The sequence below is a fragment of the Paenibacillus arenilitoris genome, from assembly GCF_014705655.1.
Classification (GTDB): domain Bacteria; phylum Bacillota; class Bacilli; order Paenibacillales; family Paenibacillaceae; genus Pristimantibacillus; species Pristimantibacillus arenilitoris.
Genome location: NZ_JACXIY010000057.1, coordinates 1 through 17,552 on the forward strand (window position 1 = coordinate 1; position 17,552 = coordinate 17,552).

Annotated in this window: 19 protein-coding genes and 2 pseudogenes; 20 read left to right on the forward strand and 1 reads right to left on the reverse strand. The window is 57.9% G+C overall.

Annotated features, from left to right (window positions below; genetic code table 11):
* Positions 1-199: 199 nt before the first annotated feature.
* The 7 genes from aroE (at position 200) to IDH41_RS29580 (ending at position 4,736) form a co-directional block, all read left to right on the forward strand.
* Positions 200-1,075, forward strand: a complete 876-nt coding sequence (gene aroE / locus IDH41_RS29550) for a shikimate dehydrogenase (RefSeq protein WP_317890842.1) — start codon at positions 200-202, stop codon at positions 1,073-1,075.
* Positions 1,076-1,141: 66 nt separating this feature from the next.
* Positions 1,142-1,447, forward strand: coding sequence for a ribosome assembly RNA-binding protein YhbY (gene yhbY, locus IDH41_RS29555; RefSeq protein ID WP_190867670.1), 306 nt, complete (start codon positions 1,142-1,144; stop codon positions 1,445-1,447).
* 87 nt (positions 1,448-1,534) lie between these two features.
* Positions 1,535-2,125 (forward strand): nicotinate-nucleotide adenylyltransferase, encoded by a 591-nt coding sequence (gene nadD / locus IDH41_RS29560; protein WP_190867672.1) that lies wholly within the window; start codon positions 1,535-1,537, stop codon positions 2,123-2,125.
* The gene (gene yqeK, locus IDH41_RS29565) at positions 2,115-2,678 is read left to right on the forward strand and encodes a bis(5'-nucleosyl)-tetraphosphatase (symmetrical) YqeK (RefSeq protein ID WP_190867674.1); all 564 of its coding nucleotides are present in this window, start codon (positions 2,115-2,117) and stop codon (positions 2,676-2,678) included. Before nadD ends, yqeK begins: the two co-directional genes overlap by 11 nt.
* 14 nt (positions 2,679-2,692) lie before the next feature.
* On the forward strand, positions 2,693-3,040 hold the full coding sequence (rsfS, locus tag IDH41_RS29570; protein WP_190867676.1) for a ribosome silencing factor: 348 nt from the start codon (positions 2,693-2,695) through the stop codon (positions 3,038-3,040).
* Complete coding sequence (locus tag IDH41_RS29575; protein ID WP_190867678.1) at positions 3,037-3,972, forward strand: CvfB family protein; 936 nt, start codon at positions 3,037-3,039, stop codon at positions 3,970-3,972. Before rsfS ends, IDH41_RS29575 begins: the two co-directional genes overlap by 4 nt.
* Positions 3,969-4,736: a class I SAM-dependent DNA methyltransferase gene (locus IDH41_RS29580; protein ID WP_190867680.1), complete on the forward strand. Its 768-nt coding sequence runs from the start codon at positions 3,969-3,971 to the stop codon at positions 4,734-4,736. Before IDH41_RS29575 ends, IDH41_RS29580 begins: the two co-directional genes overlap by 4 nt.
* A gap of 401 nt (positions 4,737-5,137) precedes the next feature.
* Here IDH41_RS29580 and IDH41_RS29585 read toward each other — a convergent pair whose 3' ends face one another.
* Positions 5,138-5,353, reverse strand: a complete 216-nt coding sequence (locus IDH41_RS29585) for a hypothetical protein (protein ID WP_190867682.1) — start codon at positions 5,351-5,353, stop codon at positions 5,138-5,140.
* 285 nt (positions 5,354-5,638) lie between these two features.
* Here IDH41_RS29585 and nrdI point away from each other — a divergent pair, with 285 nt between their 5' ends.
* The 13 genes and pseudogenes from nrdI to IDH41_RS29650 all read left to right on the forward strand — a co-directional run bounded on the left by nrdI (position 5,639) and on the right by IDH41_RS29650 (position 17,546).
* On the forward strand, positions 5,639-5,998 hold the full coding sequence (gene nrdI / locus IDH41_RS29590; protein ID WP_190867684.1) for a class Ib ribonucleoside-diphosphate reductase assembly flavoprotein NrdI: 360 nt from the start codon (positions 5,639-5,641) through the stop codon (positions 5,996-5,998).
* Entirely contained in the window at positions 5,985-8,069 is a 2,085-nt protein-coding gene (gene nrdE / locus IDH41_RS29595) for a class 1b ribonucleoside-diphosphate reductase subunit alpha (RefSeq protein WP_223830176.1), read from the forward strand. The genes nrdI and nrdE overlap by 14 nt, the downstream gene beginning before the upstream one ends.
* Positions 8,070-8,113: 44 nt before the next feature.
* Positions 8,114-9,070, forward strand: a complete 957-nt coding sequence (gene nrdF / locus IDH41_RS29600) for a class 1b ribonucleoside-diphosphate reductase subunit beta (protein ID WP_190867689.1) — start codon at positions 8,114-8,116, stop codon at positions 9,068-9,070.
* Between the two features lie 276 nt (positions 9,071-9,346).
* Positions 9,347-10,204, forward strand: a pseudogene (locus tag IDH41_RS29605) (ABC transporter ATP-binding protein); the annotation flags it as partial.
* Positions 10,201-11,004, forward strand: a complete 804-nt coding sequence (locus tag IDH41_RS29610; RefSeq protein WP_190867691.1) for an ABC transporter permease — start codon at positions 10,201-10,203, stop codon at positions 11,002-11,004. The pseudogene IDH41_RS29605 and the gene IDH41_RS29610, both read left to right, overlap by 4 nt.
* Positions 11,005-11,008: 4 nt before the next feature.
* Positions 11,009-11,791, forward strand: a complete 783-nt coding sequence (locus IDH41_RS29615; RefSeq protein WP_190867693.1) for an ABC transporter permease — start codon at positions 11,009-11,011, stop codon at positions 11,789-11,791.
* Positions 11,792-11,850: 59 nt separating this feature from the next.
* A pseudogene (locus tag IDH41_RS29620) lies at positions 11,851-11,955 on the forward strand (HPr(Ser) kinase/phosphatase); the annotation flags it as partial.
* An 88-nt stretch (positions 11,956-12,043) separates the two neighbouring features.
* Positions 12,044-12,496, forward strand: a complete 453-nt coding sequence (locus IDH41_RS29625; RefSeq protein WP_190867695.1) for a GyrI-like domain-containing protein — start codon at positions 12,044-12,046, stop codon at positions 12,494-12,496.
* A 77-nt stretch (positions 12,497-12,573) separates the two neighbouring features.
* A complete protein-coding gene (locus IDH41_RS29630) occupies positions 12,574-13,365 on the forward strand; it encodes a PhzF family phenazine biosynthesis protein (RefSeq protein WP_190867697.1) in 792 nt (263 codons plus the stop codon).
* A 3-nt stretch (positions 13,366-13,368) separates the two neighbouring features.
* Positions 13,369-13,623: a DUF2164 domain-containing protein gene (locus IDH41_RS29635; RefSeq protein WP_190867698.1), complete on the forward strand. Its 255-nt coding sequence runs from the start codon at positions 13,369-13,371 to the stop codon at positions 13,621-13,623.
* A gap of 371 nt (positions 13,624-13,994) precedes the next feature.
* Entirely contained in the window at positions 13,995-14,948 is a 954-nt protein-coding gene (locus IDH41_RS29640; RefSeq protein ID WP_190867700.1) for an ABC transporter permease, read from the forward strand.
* A gap of 30 nt (positions 14,949-14,978) precedes the next feature.
* Positions 14,979-15,863, forward strand: coding sequence for a carbohydrate ABC transporter permease (locus tag IDH41_RS29645; protein WP_190867702.1), 885 nt, complete (start codon positions 14,979-14,981; stop codon positions 15,861-15,863).
* A 90-nt stretch (positions 15,864-15,953) separates the two neighbouring features.
* Positions 15,954-17,546 (forward strand): extracellular solute-binding protein, encoded by a 1,593-nt coding sequence (locus IDH41_RS29650; protein WP_190867704.1) that lies wholly within the window; start codon positions 15,954-15,956, stop codon positions 17,544-17,546.
* Positions 17,547-17,552 lie beyond the last annotated feature (6 nt).

Consider the following 17,552-nt stretch of genomic DNA (forward strand, 5'->3'; position numbering starts at 1 on the left):
CCCGAAGCGGAAAGTAGTAGACGCCCTGAACCGGGCCGCGGTCTTACCGTGTTGCTGAATCGACGAGGAAAACGGTACCCCTGCATGTTGCAGCTTGCTCACTCGAGCAACAGGCGGCCGGCTATTCTTCGCTGTTCAGAAGCCCCGACCTCTTCAGGTCGCGGGAGGTTCACCACAAGCCTTTGGAGGGGAAGCCACAGTGACAACGTTAAACGAAGGCAGCCGGATTGACAGCCACACGGAGCTGTACGGCGTTATCGGGGATCCGATCCGGCATTCGAAATCGCCGATTATGATGAACCGCGCGTTTCGGGAGACGGGCATCAACGGCGTATACGCCGCTTTTCACGTGACGGGCGGCAGAGTGGCCGATTTCGCGGCGGGCGTACGGGCGATGGGGATTCGCGGCGTGAACGTCACGATACCGCATAAGCTGGACATTATGGGCGTCATCGACGAGATCGACGCGGGCGCGCAGGCGATCGGCGCCGTCAATACGATCGTCAATGACGACGGGCGGTTGATCGGCTATAACACGGACGGCATCGGTTACGTGCGTTCCTTGAAGGAGGAAGCGGCGGAGGAAGGCTTGTCCGGCAAACGCATCGTCGTCGTCGGCGCGGGCGGCGCGGCAAGGGGCATCGTCTACGCGCTGGCGGGGGAGCGGCCGGGACGAATCACGATCGCGAACCGTTCCGTCGAACGCGCGCAGGAGCTTGCCAAGGCGTTCCGGGACAAAGCCGACATCGAGGCCGTTTCGAACGAGCTGCTTCAGGCTGCTTGCCGAGATGCGGATATCGTCATCAATACGACCTCGGTCGGCATGCATCCGAACGTCGAGGAGTCGCCGGTCGACGCCGCGTGGCTAAGGGAAGGGGCGGTCGCGAGCGATCTCATCTATAACCCTCTGAAGACGGCGTTCCTGCGCCAGGCCGAGCGGAGAGGCTGCCGCGCTCACGGCGGGCTCGGCATGTTCATCTACCAAGGCGCCTATGCCTTCGAATATTGGACGGGCCGTCCGGCGCCGGTAGCCGCCATGCGCGAGACCGTGCTCGCCTCGCTCCGTTCTTCATAAATAAATGAACTATATAAGCTTATACTAACGAGTGGAACTATCCTGACGAAAGAAGGAACACCTACCATGCTGACCGGTAAACAAAAACGTTATTTGCGATCGATGGCCCACCATCTGCAGCCGATTTTTCAAGTCGGCAAGGGCGGAACGAACGATCATCTCATTCGCCATATCGAAGAAGCGCTGGAGACTCGCGAGCTGATCAAGGTTTCGGTGCTGAACAACTGCCTGGACGACCCGAAGGAGATCGGCGTCGAGGTGGCGGCGGACTCCGGCGCGGAGCTCGTGCAAGTCATCGGCAAAACGATCGTCCTGTACAAGGAGTCCAAGGACAACAAAAAAATCGAGCTGCCCAGCGCTGCCCGGAAATAGCGTTCGCGAGGGCGACGATCACCCGCATATACGAGCCGGCGCCGGGAAGCGCGGCCACGGCTCTATACGTATGAGGAGGCGCGAAGAGTGAGCAAGATCGGCATCATGGGCGGGACGTTCGATCCCGTTCATATCGGCCATTTGATCGCGGCGGAAACGGCCCGCGATGCGTGCGGCCTGGACGAGGTGTGGTTCATTCCGTCGTCCGGGCCTCCCTTGAAGGCGCATGAGCCGGGCGTCGCCGGAAGGCGGCGCTACGAGATGGTATGCGAGGCGATCGCGGGCAATCCGGCATTCCGCGCATTAGACATCGAGCTGGAACGCGGAGGCGTCAGCTATTCGTACGATACCGCGCTGGAGCTTAAGCACCGCTATCCGGAGCATTCCTTTTCTTATATTATCGGGTCGGACCGCATCAACGACCTGCCGCGCTGGCATGAGATCGGCGAATTGGCCAAGCTGGTCGCGTTCATCGGCCTCGAGCGCCCCGGCGAGGCGATTCGCGCCGAAGCGCTGCCGGAATATTTAACGGCGCGCATCCGCGTTATTCCGATGCCCGCCATCGGGATTTCTTCGACCGCGATTAGAACCCGATTGGGGGAGGGGCAATCCGTTCAATATTTGGTGCCGGATGCCGTGCTCGGTTACATAAGGAGGTTTAAGCTTTATGAATCGTGAACAGATGATCGCCAAAGTAAAGGCGGAAATGCCGGAGAGAAGGTGGCTGCATACGGAAGGCGTCATGGAGACGGCCGTCGTGCTCGCGAACCGGTTCGGCGTGGATCCCGCCCGGGCCGAGCTCGCTGCCATTTTGCATGACGTTGCCAAGTATTGGCCGACCGACCGGATGGCCGATATGATCCGCGATAAGGGCTTGCCTGCCGAATTGCTCGCCTACGACAAGGAGCTTTGGCACGCGCCGGTCGGCGCATGGGTGGCCGAGCATGAATACGGCGTTGCGGATCCGGAGGTGCTGGGTGCGATCCGTTACCATACATCCGGGCGGCGAGGCATGACGAAGCTCGAGAAAGTCGTATGCCTTGCCGATTACATGGAGCCCGGACGGGAGTTTCCCGGGGTGGACCGCATTCGGGAGCTAAGCTTGCGAAGCCTGGACGAGGCGCTGCTCGCGGGCTTCGATTCCACGATGTCGTTCCTGATCGAGAAGGGAAAGCGGATATTCCCGCTCACGCTTGAAGCACGGAATAGTTTATTGGAGAATAATCGATAAATGGAGGCTAATCTATGGCAATGAACTCGGATGAATTGCTTCAAATTACGGTCGCGGCGGCCGAGGACAAAAAAGCGGTCAACGTCGTAGCGCTCAACTTGAAGGATATATCGTTGGTCGCGGATTATTTCGTCATCTGCAGCGGCAATTCGGACACGCAAGTGCAGGCGATCGCCACGGAAATCCGCAAGCAGGCGGATAAGAACGGCACGCCCGTCAGAGGCGTGGAGGGCATGGACAGCGCAAGATGGGTGCTTATCGACCTCGGCGACGTCATCGTTCACGTCTTCCACCGCGACGAACGCGATTATTACAACATTGAACGTTTATGGTCCGACGCGAAAGTCGTGGAATTCGCATGAGCCTGATCGCGGGAACGACGCAATCGTTAACGGTGACCCGCGAGGTGTCGCCCTACGGTTATTTTTTGACCGACGGCGAATCGGACGTTCTGATGCACTATACCGAGCTCGTCGGTTCGAAGCCGAGAATCGGCGCCGAGGTCGAAGCTTTTCTGTTCTACGATTCGGAGGACCGCCTGGCGGCCACGATGAAGAAGCCGCTGCTGCAGCTTGGCGGGCTTGCCCGCCTGGCGGTCGCCGACGTCCATCCGCGCCTTGGCTGCTTCCTGGAGATGGGGCTGGGCAGGCAGCTGCTGCTTCCGTTGTCGGAACTGCCGGAAAGCATCGACTACCGTCCCCTTCCGGGCGACGAGGTATTCGTCGTGATGCAGCACGACAAATCCGGAAGGCTCGTCGCCAAGCTCGCATTCGAGGAAGAGCTGGCGAAGCTTGTTTTCCATGCGCCGCAAAGCTGGAATAATCAATGGGTCGAGGGCTGGGTGACGAAGACGCTGCAAATGGGCTCCTTCGTCATCGTCGACGGCGGTGTCGTCGGCTTCGGCGCGTACGGGCTCATCCCGAGTTCCGAGCGGACGAAGCCGCTGCGGCTCGGCGAGCGTGTCCGCGCGCGCGTAACCTATATCCGGGAGGACGGGCGGGTCAATCTGTCGATGGCCCAGCGCAAGGAAGTCGGCCGGCTCGAGGACGCGGACCGCATTCTCGCCTTCATCAAAGAGAGACCTGGCGGCGGCATGCCTTATTCGGACGAGACGGAAGCGGATCTGATCAAGCAAAGGTTCGGGATCAGCAAGAGCGCCTTCAAGCGGGCGCTCGGCAAGCTGATGCGCGAGGGACTCGTCACGCAGAAAGGCAGCTGGACCTACTTGGTGAAGCTAGAGGAGGAGGAAGCCGGCCAGCCATCGGCCCCGCCCGGAGGAGGGGAAGGGCAATGAGCCGTTCGTACGGACAATTCGCGGCCGTGTACGACCTGCTGATGGAGGATATGCCTTACGCCGATTGGCTCGGCTTCGCGAGGGAGAGCTGGTCGCGCTACGGCATCCCTTCGACGGTCGTCGATCTCGGCTGCGGCACGGGGAGCCTGTCGATTCCGCTCGCGCGGTCCGGCTTCCAGGTATACGGCATCGACTTATCGTCGGACATGCTTGCCGTCGCCCGCGGAAAATGGGACGAGACGCCCCAGACGGTTACGAGGCCGCGTACGGGCACGATCAGGTGGCTGCAGCAGGACATGCGCGAATGGGAGCTCCAGGAGCGCGTGGACGCTGTTATTTCGTTCTGCGACTGCCTGAACTACTTGACGGAGGAGGTTGACGTCGAAGCCGCCTTCCGCGCCACGTACGCGGGTCTGCGAAGCGGCGGCACGTTCCTGTTCGACATGCATCCGCCGAAGCAGCTGATCCGTTATGCGGAGGAGCAGCCGTTCGTGCTCGACGAGCGCGACGTCGCCTATATATGGACATGCGACTTCGAGCGGGAGCGGTGCGAGATCGAGCATCATTTGACGATTTTCGCGCGCGAGGGCGACGCGAAGTTCTACCGGTTCGAGGAGACGCATGTCCAGCGGGCGTACGATCCGGAGTGGATCGTCTCGGCATTGCGCCGCGCGGGCTTTACGACCGTCGACCGTTATGCCGATTTTGAGCTGCGGCCGGCTGACGCCGATTCCGAGCGGCTGTTTTTCGCCGCCGTCAAATAGCGCGGAGCGCCCGCTTTAAGGGGCTGCCCGCAAGGCCTGATCTATGGCCTTGCGGGCAGCCCTATTTGTCGCTCTCTTGCACTCCGATTGCTGGAAAGGAGTGGCGTAAAATCGCGCGCGGCGCTGACGGTGGCAGAAGTAACGAAGTCAAAAAGTGCCGAATCGCGCTTATCGAGCCGCTGTGGGCGTGGCAGGGACCGCGAAAGAAGGAGATAAGCGCGAAATCGCGCTTATCGCACGGCAACGCGCGGCGCTAACAGGCACCTCGCCTGCCATGAAATTGTCGAAATTTGCAGGTGGCTGTAAAAATTTATCGATGCCGGGAAGGTGAACGAGAAGCGCGATCACGGACGCCGAATTAGCCGTTGCCATCCACTAGATCTTGTGTATCGAACCCTTGTCTACTCCCGGAGAGCGTCCTTGAGCCGGCTGTTCATGTTGTCCGAGGAGGCGGTTCGGCGGGCCGCCTCGAGCTTTAATTTCTTCACCGATTGCGTCAACCGGGCGTTCTCTTCCTCGAGCTTTTCGATATATTCCAGAACCTCCAAAGCGGCGTATCCGGCGCTTCGGGACAGCGCCTCGAGCGATTCCCTGACCTGTTCGGCTGGTGTTTTCACGTCCGTCATCGACCTCCAAAACAGCAATAAAATGTCACTATCCCATCATATCCGTATCTGTTAAAATAGTCGAGTGCGTCAAAAAAATAGATTCATAATTTCTCCATTTTCCTCATTGACGAGACCTATATCTTGATGTAGAATCAGAATCACCAACTACATATTGATGTATCTAGTGGATTCAAAGATTGCCGAACGGTAAATCTTGAACTAGCGCACCAGACGGAAATTGATAGTCGGTAGCGCTTTTTGATTGCTTAATTTCAGCAGGGGAGCGAACGAATTATGCTAGTCGTCTATGATTCCAAGACAGGCAACGTGAAGCGGTTCATCAACAAATTGAATATGCGCGCGGTGCCTATTGACGAGAAGGAGAAGGTCGACGAGCCGTTCGTGCTGGTCACGTACACGACCGGGTTCGGTCAGGTTCCGGAGAAGGTCGCTTCGTTTCTGCGAAGCAACTGGGCCATGCTTCGCGGCGTATCCGCAAGCGGCAACCGCAACTGGGGCGAAGGATTCGCGAAGAGCGCGGACACGATCTCGCAGCTGTACGATGTCCCCGTCATTTCGAAATTCGAATTGTCGGGCACGAGTCAGGATAGGCAACATTTTGTCGAAAGGGTGCGAACCATTGAAGCATATTGAACTGAACAACGAATTGATGCAGCGCGGCGCCGACGGCTTCTATCGGCTGGACAAGGATAAAGAGGCCGTGGCCGCGTTCATGGAGGAAGTAAACGAGAAGAGCGTGAAGTTCGGCTCCCTCCGCGAGAAGCTGGATTACTTGATCGACAACGATTATTACGACAATGTATACGAGAAATATACATTCGAGCAGATCGAAGCGGTGTTCAACCTGACCGCGAACAACGGCTTCGAATTCCAGTCCTACATGGCGGCGTCGAAGTTCTACAAGGACTACGCGATGAAGACGAACAACAAGTCGCAATACCTCGAGCAATATGCGGACCGCGTAGCGATCGTCGCCCTCCACCTGGGCGAAGGCGACGCGGCCAAAGCGCTCCGGATCGCCGAGGCGATGATCGAGCAGCGCCTGCAGCCGGCGACGCCGACGTTCCTGAACGCGGGCAAGAGCCGCCGCGGCGAGATGGTGTCCTGCTTCCTTCTCGAGATGGACGACTCCCTCAATTCGATCAATTACGTGCTCGGCACGTGCATGCAGCTTTCCAAAATCGGCGGCGGCGTCGCCGTCAACCTGTCGAAGCTGCGCGGACGCGGCGAGCCGATCAAAGGCGTCGAAGGCGCGGCGAAGGGCATCATGCCGGTGCTGAAGCTGATGGAGGACGCGTTCTCCTACGCGGACCAGATGGGGCAGCGCAAAGGCTCCGGAGCGGGCTACTACAACATTTTCGGCTGGGACATCATCGAGTTCCTCGATTGCAAGAAGATTAACGCCGACGAGAAGACGCGCATCAAAACGTTGTCCATCGGGCTGATCATTCCGAACAAGTTCTACGAGCTGGCCGCCCGTAACAAGCCGCTCTACGTATTCGGCCCGCACTCGGTGCAGAGGGCGTACGGCAGGCATTTGGACGATATGGATATGGACGAAATGTACGAGGAATTGCTCGCGAACGAACAAGTCACGAAGAAAAAAGTGATGAACGCCCGCGACATGCTTACGAAAATCGCCTCGATTCAGCTGGAATCGGGTTACCCATACATTATGAACAAGTCGAACGCGAACAGCATTCACGCGCTGAAGGATATCGGCTCCATCAAAATGTCCAACCTGTGCACGGAAATATTCCAGCTGCAGGAGACGTCCGAAATTAAAGATTACGGCTTCGAGGACGTGATCCGCCGCGACATCAGCTGCAACCTGGCTTCGCTTAACATCGTGAACGTCATGGAGCGCAAGAAGGTGAAGGAATCGGTCCACGTCGGCATCGAAGCGCTCACGACGGTCAGCGATCTGTCCAAAATCGACAACGCGCCGGGCGTCCGCAAGGCGAACGAAGAGCTGCATTCCGTCGGACTCGGCGCGATGAACCTGAACGGCTTTTTGGCCAAAAACAAAATCGCGTATGAGAGCGAAGAAGCGAAGGATTTCGCCAGCGTGTTCTTTATGATGATGAATTACTACTCGATCGAGCAAAGCATGGAAATCGCCAAGGAGCGCGGCATCACGTTCAAGGATTTCGAACGCTCCGAGTACGCGAAGGGCACCTATTTCACGCGCTACACCGAGAACGACTTCCGTCCGAAGACGGCGAAGGTGAAGGAGCTGTTCGAAGGCATGGACATCCCTTCGCCGGAAGACTGGGCGGCGCTGAAGGAGAAGGTGCGGAAGCACGGCTTGTACCATGCTTACCGCCTTGCCATCGCGCCGACGCAGAGCATTTCCTACATCCAGAACGCGACTTCGAGCGTCATGCCGATCGTCGAGCATATCGAGACGCGCACGTACGCGAACTCGACGACTTATTATCCGATGCCTTACTTGGCGCAAGATAATTACTTCTATTACAAATCGGCGTACAACATCGACCAGTTCAAGCTGATCGATCTGATTGCGGAAATCCAGCAGCACGTCGACCAGGGCATCTCGTCGGTGCTGCACGTCAACAGCAACGTGACGACCCGCGAGCTCGCGCGCTTCTACGTGTACGCCGCACAGAAAGGGCTCAAATCGCTGTATTACACGAGGACGAAGCGTCTCTCCGTCGAGGAATGCACAAGCTGCGCCGTGTAAGTCGAATCCAATGATGCTTACGTAGCAAAGAAGGAGCTCATCAAATGAAAGCAGTGAACTGGAACCGCCCGGACGACGATTTCACGTTGACGTTCTGGCAGCAAAATGTGATGCAATTTTGGACGGACGAAGAAATTCCTCTGTCTGACGATAAAATGGACTGGATGGAAATGTCCGACGCCGAGCGTACGCTCTACAAAAACGTGCTCGGGGGCCTGACGCTGCTCGATACGATCCAAGGCGGCGTCGGCATGCCGAAGATTTTGGAGCATGTCGACGGGCTGCAGCGCAAGGCGGTGCTGTCGTTCATGTCGATGATGGAGCAAATCCATGCCAAATCGTACAGCAGCATCTTCACGACGCTCGCATCCGGCGAAGAGATCGACGCGATATTCAAATGGGTGGAGGACAACGAGCAGCTGCAGAAGAAAGCGGCGCTCATCTCCTCGTGGTACAGCAACATTACGGGACCGAAAGAGCTGTACAAGGCGATGGCGGCTTCCGTCTTCCTGGAGAGCTATTTGTTCTACAGCGGCTTCTTCTATCCGCTCTACCTGGCCGGACAAGGCAAAATGACGAGCAGCGGCGAAATCATCGACTTGATTCTCCGCGACGAGAGCATCCACGGCTTGTACGTGGGCGTGCTGGCGCAGGAGCTGTTCCAAACGTTCAGCGCCGAGGAGCAGCAGCAGCTGCAAGCGGAAGTATACGCGCTGCTTAACGAGCTGTACGAGAACGAAATGATTTATACCGCGCATCTGTACACGCCGATCGGCTTGACGGAGGAAGTGAACGCCTACGTCCGCTACAACGCGAACAAAGCGCTCATGAACCTCGGCCTCGAGCCGCATTTCCCGGAGGAGCCGGTCAATCCAATCGTCCTCAACGGCATCAATACGCACACAAAGCAGCATGATTTCTTCTCCAAAAAAGGGAACGGCTATGTCCGCACGATCCATGTGGAGCCGCTCAGCGACGACGATTTCGTATTCAATTTTTAATCGCGCTCCTGCGTATCGATAGGCAAAATCGCTCTTCATCCTGCCCCCGGGCAGCGGAGGGCGATTTTTTTGTTATTGGAAAGAAAAAGATTGACAGACTCGGAACGGAGTGGTAGAGTTCTTCTTCCATGACGCTAGAACGGAGGGAAGAAGTTGATCACGATTAACGGCTTAAGCAAAACCTTTCAAGTCGCCAAGCGGTCATCCGGCATGAAGGAGGCGGTGAAGGCGCTGTTCCATCGGGAGTATACCGCCGTGGAAGCGCTTAAAGACATTTCCTTCACGATCAAGCCCGGCGAAATCGTAGGCTACATCGGGCCGAACGGAGCCGGCAAGTCGACGACGATCAAAGTGATGAGCGGCATTCTGGTGCCGGACGGCGGCAGCTGCTCCATTATGGGGTATACGCCGTGGCTGGACCGCGTCGCATACGTGAAGAACATTGGCGTCGTATTCGGCCAGCGCTCGCAGCTATGGTGGGACGTGCCGGTTGTCGACTCGTTCGAGCTGCTGCGGGACATCTACGACGTGCCGGAGCAGGAATACGGCAGCAATCTGTCGCTGCTGACCGAAACGCTGGAGCTTGCGGACATCATTCAGACGCCGGTGCGCCAGCTGAGCCTAGGTCAGCGGATGCGCTGCGAGATCGCGGCTTCGCTTCTCCACAGCCCGAGCATCCTCTTCCTCGACGAGCCGACGATCGGGCTGGACGCGGTGTCGAAGATCGCCGTCCGCCGCTTCATCCGGACGATTAATGAGGAGAAGGGAGTCACCGTCATCTTGACGACGCACGACATGAACGACATCGAGGCGCTCGCGCGGCGCATCATTCTGATCGGCAAGGGCAGACTGCTGTTCGACGGAAGCATCGATGCGATCCGAAGCCGGTTCGACAAGGAGAAGACGCTCACGATCGTGTACCGGAACCGCCCCGAGCCTCTTCAAATCGCGGGCGCAACGATCGAATCGTGGTCGCCGGAGCGGGCCGTGCTGCGGGTCGACACGGAGAAGGCCGTCCTGTCGGACGTGCTGATCGAAGCGTCCAAGCAGGTCGAGCTGCTCGACGTCGCGATCGACGCGCAGCCGATCGAGGATTTGATCGTTCAACTGTACAAGGAGCATCAAATCTCATGAAGGCGTACATATCGGTATTCAAGCTTCGTCTATACAACGGCATGCAGTACCGCGCGGCCGCGCTTGCGGGCATCGCGACGCAGTTTTTCTGGGGCTTCATCATCATTATGGTATACGAGGCGTTCTACAGCCAGGGCGGCATAGAAGCGCCAATATCGCTGAGCGAATTGATCAGCTACGTATGGCTGCAGCAAGCGTTTCTGGCGCTTATCATCCTTTGGTTCCGGGACAACGAGCTGTTCCAGCTCATCACGACCGGCAATATCGCGTACGAGCTGTGCCGGCCCAGCGGCATTTACGGCTTATGGTTCGCGAAGCTGCTCGCCCAACGGCTCGCCAGCGCGCTGCTGCGCTGCATGCCGATCATCGCGGTCGCCTTGCTGCTCCCGGAGCCTTACCGGCTCCTTCCGCCTCCGGATCCCGCTACGTTCCTCTTATTCGCAACGACGCTTCTGCTCGGTTTGTTCATCATGGTCGCGCTTTCCATGCTGATGTACATTTCCGTCTTCGTCACGCTGTCGCCTTCGGGCTCCATGCTCGTCTTCGCGGTGCTCGGCGAGTTTTTGGCCGGCATGGTCATTCCGATTCCGCTTATGCCGGGCTGGCTGCAAAGCATCGTCGATCTGCTGCCGTTCCGCTATTCGGCCGACTTCCCGTTCCGCGTCTACTCCGGCCATATTCCGAAGGACGAGGCATGGATCGGCATTGGGATTCAGTGCGCATGGCTGGCTGCGCTCATCGGCATCGGTAAGCTCGCAATGGGCAAGGCGCTGCGCAGAGTCGTCGTTCAAGGAGGGTAGCGCGATGAAACTTTATTGGAAATACGTCGTTATACTGTTTAAATCGCAAATGCAGTACCGCGCCTCGTTCTGGCTGCTGACGATCGGACAATTTCTCGTGCCGTTCTCCGTATTTGCCGGACTTTACTTTCTGTTCGAGCGGTTCGAGCAAATCAAAGGCTGGCAGTTTCAGGAGGTCGCGCTCTGCTTTGCCGTTATCCACATGGCTTTCTCGCTTAGCGAATGCTTCGCGAGGGGCTTTGATTATTTTTCCGCGATGGTCGTGAACGGCGAGTTTGACCGCGTCCTCGTCCGGCCGCGCGGGACGGTCCTTCAGGTGATGGGCTCCAAATTCGAGTTTACCCGGGTCGGCAGGCTGATTCAGAGCCTGATCGTGCTTATATGGGCGATTAGCCGGCTGCCGGTAGAGTGGACGGCGCCGAAGGCCGTCACGCTGCTGCTCATGGTCGCGAGCGGAACGTTTATTTTTACGGGCATTTTTATTTTGGCGGCGACGCTGTGCTTTTGGACGGTTCAGGGGCTGGAAGTCGTCAATATTTTTACCGACGGCGGCAGGCAGATGGCGCAATATCCGCTCCAAATCTACAAGAAATGGGTGACGCGGTTTTTCACCTTTGTCATTCCGTTCAGCTGCGTCAATTACTTGCCGCTGCTTTATATTTTGGATAAGGCGCCCGGAAATGGATTGCTGTATATGCTATCGCCGCTCGCGGGGGTCGTCTTTCTTCTTCCCTGCTTGCTCGTATGGCAAGTTGGGGTTCGCCATTACCGTTCTACCGGCTCGTAAGCAGGGAACCCGACCGCCTTCGCGGAATCGTAAGGCGCGAATCCGGATTCATCTTATTCAAAGGGGCGGCAGGCCTGATCGAAGCGGCCGCGAACAACTGGTATTTGAAGCAGCAGGGCTACAGCGCCTTGGAGGAGTTCATGAAGCGGCTTGAATTCGAGTAGCCATTTACTAGCAAATCGTGATACACTAGGAGGCAGAGAAAGCTCATCCTAGCGCACAAGTCCTGACAGATCCGAAGGAGGAAATCGCGTGGAAAACTGCTCAATCGTTACAAAGCCTGCGCTCCACTTAGCTGGAATTAGCTATTGCGGTCCGTACTCAACTTTGCCGGACGAGGCGATTCGGCTGCAGACCGAATTTCTGACCCGCAAGCACGAGCTGGGCGACGCGGCCAAATCAACCGTGCTGTACAGCCCGTATTTCGGAAACGAGGTTTTCGCCACTTACTGGGCTTGTTATGAAGTGCAGCATCTGGGTGAGTTGCCTCCTGGAATGGTGCAGTTTACGATTCCGGCGCATCGCTACGCGATGGTCGGCTGCTCGAACAAGCGTATCGGCGAAGGCTACGAGCAGCTGCATGCGTGGATCAACGAGATGAAGCTGGAGAAGCAGGAGAACGCCGTATCGCTTGAAGTTTTTTATATCGACGAGCATCATTTGGAGGAAGAGCCGGTCGAGCTGCTCATTCCGCTCAAAGGATGAAGACCATAGCAGGAGCTTGCGACCAAGCAGGCTCTTTTTGTTTGACCGATGCGCAAGAAGAAAGGAATGACGGAAAGATGAGTATACCGATGTACATCGTTGACGCGTTCACGAAGGAAAGGTTCAAGGGCAATCCCGCGGCCGTCTGCGTGCTGGACGCTCCGCGCGGCGAGGAATGGATGCAGCGGGTCGCCTCCGAGATGAATTTGCCGGAAACGGCGTTTGTCGTCCCAGGCGAGGCAAGCTTCGGTCTGCGCTGGTTTACGCCGGTGGCGGAGGTGGACCTGTGCGGGCACGCGACGCTGGCGACGGCGCATGTGCTATGGGAATCCGGGCGGCTCGCTAAGGACGAAACGGCCTATTTCGCGACGAAAAGCGGGCTGCTCTCGGCCAAGGCAAGCGGCGAATGGATCGAAATGGACTTTCCGGCTGAGGCGCCGGAACCGGCGGTCGCGCCCGAGGAGCTGCTTCAGGGGCTCGGGCTGATCCCGCGCTTCGTGGGGCGCAACCGGATGGATTATTTCGTCGAGGTAGACGGCGAGGAGACGGTTCGCACGCTGCGTCCCGACTTCGGTCTTATCGCCCGCATTCCCGCGCGCGGGGTCATCGTGACAAGCCGCGCGGAAGGCGGCGGCATCGACTTCGTCTCGCGCGCGTTCTTCCCCGGCACCGGAATCGACGAAGATCCGGTGACCGGCTCCGCGCACTGCGCGCTCGCCCCGTATTGGGCGAAGCGGCTGCGCAAGGAAGAGCTGACCGGCTACCAGGCGTCCGGCCGAGGCGGCATCGTTAAGGCGAGGCCCGCCGGCGACCGGGTCGGTTTGTCGGGACAAGCGATAACGGTGCTGAGCGGACGATTGGAGGGATAAGCGATGATGGGATTGAAGCTGCCAAGGGAGCAGAAGGATCGGCTTATCGCGAGCGTGCAGCAATATTTCGAGCTGGAGCGTTCGGAGACGATCGGATCGATCGCGGCGGAGCAGCTGCTCGATTTCATGATCAAGGAAATCGGGCCGCATGTGTATAACGAGGCGATGGCGGACGCGCGCCGGGCGTTGGCCGAGCGGATGCAGACGCTCGAGGACGAGCTGTACGCGCTCGAGAAGCCGACGACGGCGAAGCGGTAGCCGATCGATCGGAATTCCGGAATGAACGAATGAAAATCGTGCATATGAGGTCTTATCTCGCCAAGCCGGGCACGCAAGCGCCCGGATGGGCCGGGATAAGGCTTTTTTGTGCACCTGCGAAACGAGCATATGCCGCCAAAGGACGGCACAGAACCGAGCTGCGCAAGATGCAGCCAGCGGTTCGTGCGTAGCGTAAACCGTTTACGCGTGGTTCGGACCCTTTTGCAGGATTTGGACTTTATTGCGCGCAAGCCTCCGCGACCGCGTAATCGCGGGACAAAAATGTCCGATTGCCGGAAAATCGGCGCCGCCGCATAATTAGGCTACGCCGCTGACGATAGCGATGAATTCCGATCCGGAGGTGAACGAATATGAAGCAAATAACGGCTGCCGGCGCTGGCCGGCCGACACCCGAATACCGCCCGGGCGTACTGAAGCGGCTGCGCAAGGACAAGTGGCTGTATGCGCTTCTGCTGCCCGGCTTGCTCTACTTTCTACTATTTAAATATGTGCCGATGTGGGGCGTCCTTCTCGCCTTCAAAAATTACCAGCCGTTTACCGGCTTCTGGAACAGCGAATGGGTCGGCGTCGAGCATTTTCGCGTGTTTTTCTCGAACCCCGAATTTTTTATGCTGCTGCGCAACACGCTTCTGCTTTCTTTTTACAACCTGGCGTTTTTCTTTCCGGCTCCGATCGTGCTGGCCATCCTGCTCAACGAGGTAAGGCTCGCATTGTTCAAGCGGACGGTTCAGACGCTGATCTACGTGCCTCATTTCATTTCGATGGTGATCGTCGCGAGCATGACGTACGTGTTCCTGACGACCGAGGGCGGACCGGTGAACGAGCTTCTGTTCCGGTACACGGGCAGCAAGATCGAATTTCTGGCCAGTCCCGACTGGTTCCGACCGATCATCATTTTGCAGACGATTTGGAAGGAATGCGGCTGGGGCACGATTATTTTTCTTGCCGCGCTTGCCGCGGTGGACGTGGAGCAGTACGAGGCGGCCATCGTGGACGGAGCGAACCGCTGGAGGCAAATTTGGCATATTACGCTGCCTTCGATCCGGAGCACGATCATCATCCTGCTAATATTGCGCATGGGCAACGTGCTGGAGAACGGCTTCGAGCAAATTTATTTGCTGCTGAATCCGCTGAACCGCGAGGCGGCCGAAGTGTTCGATACTTACGTGTATACGATGGGCATTACGCAAGGGGCGTTCAGCTACAGCACGGCGGTCGGCTTGTTCAAGGCGGTGGTCGGCGTCATCCTGGTGCTCGGCAGCAACTACTTGGCCAAAAAATTCGGGCAATCCGGCCTTTACTAAAACGCCGCATCGGCGGAAGGGAGCGAACTTATGGCTAAAACGTACAGGACCGTCTCGGGAACGGCATTCGACTTGGCCAACCATTTGTTTCTTGGCTTATTCGCGGCCGCGGCCGTACTCCCGTTCATTTACGTCATTTCCGGCTCGTTCGCGACGGACGCGGAAATTACGAAGCGGGCGGTATTTCTCATCCCGGAGACGTTCTCGCTCGCGGCGTACGAATTTATATTTTCGACGAGCACGATTATGAAGAGCATCGGCGTGTCGATGTACGTAACCGTGCTCGGCACGATCGTCAATCTGTTTTTTACGGTGACGATGGCTTACCCGCTCGCCCGGCGCAGCTTGATGGGGCGCAACACGGTGCTGAACCTCGTCATCTTCTCGATGCTGTTCGGAGGCGGGATGATCCCGACCTACCTCGTCGTGCGCGAGCTGGCGCTGCTCGATACGTATTGGGCGCTTATTCTGCCCGGGGCGATCAGCGCGTTCAACCTGATCATCGTCAAAAACTTTTTTCAGGAGCTTCCGCCGGGGTTGGAGGAGGCGGCGAGAATCGACGGCTGCTCGGAGCTCGGCTTGCTGTGGCGGATCGTGCTGCCGCTGTCCAAGCCGGTGCTCGCCACCTTCACGCTGTTCTACGCGGTCGGCCACTGGAACGACTTTTTCGCCGCGCTCCTTTATATGAACGATCCGGAAAAATGGCCGCTTCAGGTGCTGCTTCGCCAGATCGTGCTTCTCTCGCAAGCCGCCGCCGGCGATTTGAACGCGATGGATCCGAATTTCGTGAAGCCGCCCGACCAGTCGATCAAGATGGCGGTCATCGTCGTCGGCACGGTGCCGATTCTGCTCGTCTACCCGTTCCTGCAGAAGCATTTCGCCAAAGGGGTGCTGATCGGCTCGATCAAGGGCTGACCGTTGTAACATCTTTCCGCCGATGGAAGCTAGCAAGGCGTTTGCGGAAGGTTTTACGCTATAATACAAATAACCAAGGGAGGTACTTGCATGAAGGAAAATCGAATCTGGGCAAAAAAATGGTCGACGCTGCTGTTGATCGGGACGATCGCCGCGGGAACGCTTGCCGGCTGCTCGCAGCAGGGCAACGGCGCCAAAAACGAAAAGCCGGGCGCGACGCCGGCCGAGACCGCGGGAACCGGTGCGGGAGGCGAGGAAGCGCCGCTCAAGCTGAGCATCATGCTGCCGATATTCAAAACGAACTATCCGAAGGACGACAGCCCGGTCGCGGCCGAGATCGAGAAGAGGACGAACACGGACATTCATTTCGAATGGGTGCCGAACGCCTCCTACGCGGACAAGTTCAACATCACGCTGGCCTCCGGCAAGCTTCCCGCGGTCATGTACGTGCCCGACGTCAAATCGCCCAGCTTCGTGAACGCGGCCAAATCGGGGGCGTTCTGGGAAATCGGTCCGCTGTTGAAGGATTACCCGAATTTAAGCGGCGCCAATCCGGTCATCTTGAACAACTCGTCGATCGAGGGCAAAAACTACGGCATTTACCGGGGCAGGGCGCTCGGCCGAAACGGCGTGTATTACCGCAAGGATTGGCTCGACAACGTCGGGCTCGGCGTGCCGGAGACGATCGACGATTTCTACAATATGTTGAAAGCGTTTAAGGAGAAAGATCCTGACGGAAACGGCAAGGACGATACGTACGGCCTCGTGCTCGTCAAATGGACGGGTCAATGGTCGAGCGGCTTCGACAACATCAAGCTGTGGTTCGGCGCGCCCAACAAGTGGGGCGATATCGACGGCAAGCTCGTGCCGGACCATCTGACGGAGCCGTACTTCGAAGCGCTCAAATTCATGAAGAAGCTGTACGACGAGAAGCTGATCAACCAGGACTTCGCGATTATGGATTCCGCCAAGTGGACCGATCCGATCGTGAACAACCAGGCCGGCGTCATCATCGACGTCATCGACGGGGCGGCGCGCGCCGACGACAAAATCCATGCGGCGCTCGCGGCGGAAGGCAAGGATCAGCCGGACGTCCATTATATGGACGTATTCGCGGGCGTGAAGGATGCGCAGGGCGTGCTCCATACGCTGCCGACCTCCGGCTTCGCCGGCATGCTGGCGTTCCCGAAATCGGCGGTGAAGACGGAGGAGGAGCTGAAGCGCGTGCTTGCGTTCATCGATCAATTGAACGAGCCGGACTTGCAGACGCTGCTCGGGTACGGGCTCGAAGGGACGCATCATACGGTCGAGGACGGCGCCATCGTCGTCAGCAAGGATGCGGCGCTGATGGAATCGGAGGTGGAGGGGCTCAATCAGATGCTGACGTTCATCCCCGAGGACCGCGCGATGAAGGTGAAGCAGACGCCGCTGCGCCTGAAGCAGACCGAGCTGCAGAAGGAGAACGAGAAATCGATCGTCGCGAATCCGGCGGAGCCGTTCATCTCGCAGGTGTATACGGAGAAGGGCGCTCAGCTCGACAATATTATGAACGACGCGCGGATCAAGTTCATCGTCGGCCAAATCGACGAAGCCGGCTTCAAGGCCGCTCTCGATTTGTGGAAGAGCAGCGGCGGCGACGATCTGGTCAAGGAAATGAACGAGCTTTACGCGGCAAGCAAATAAGCGACG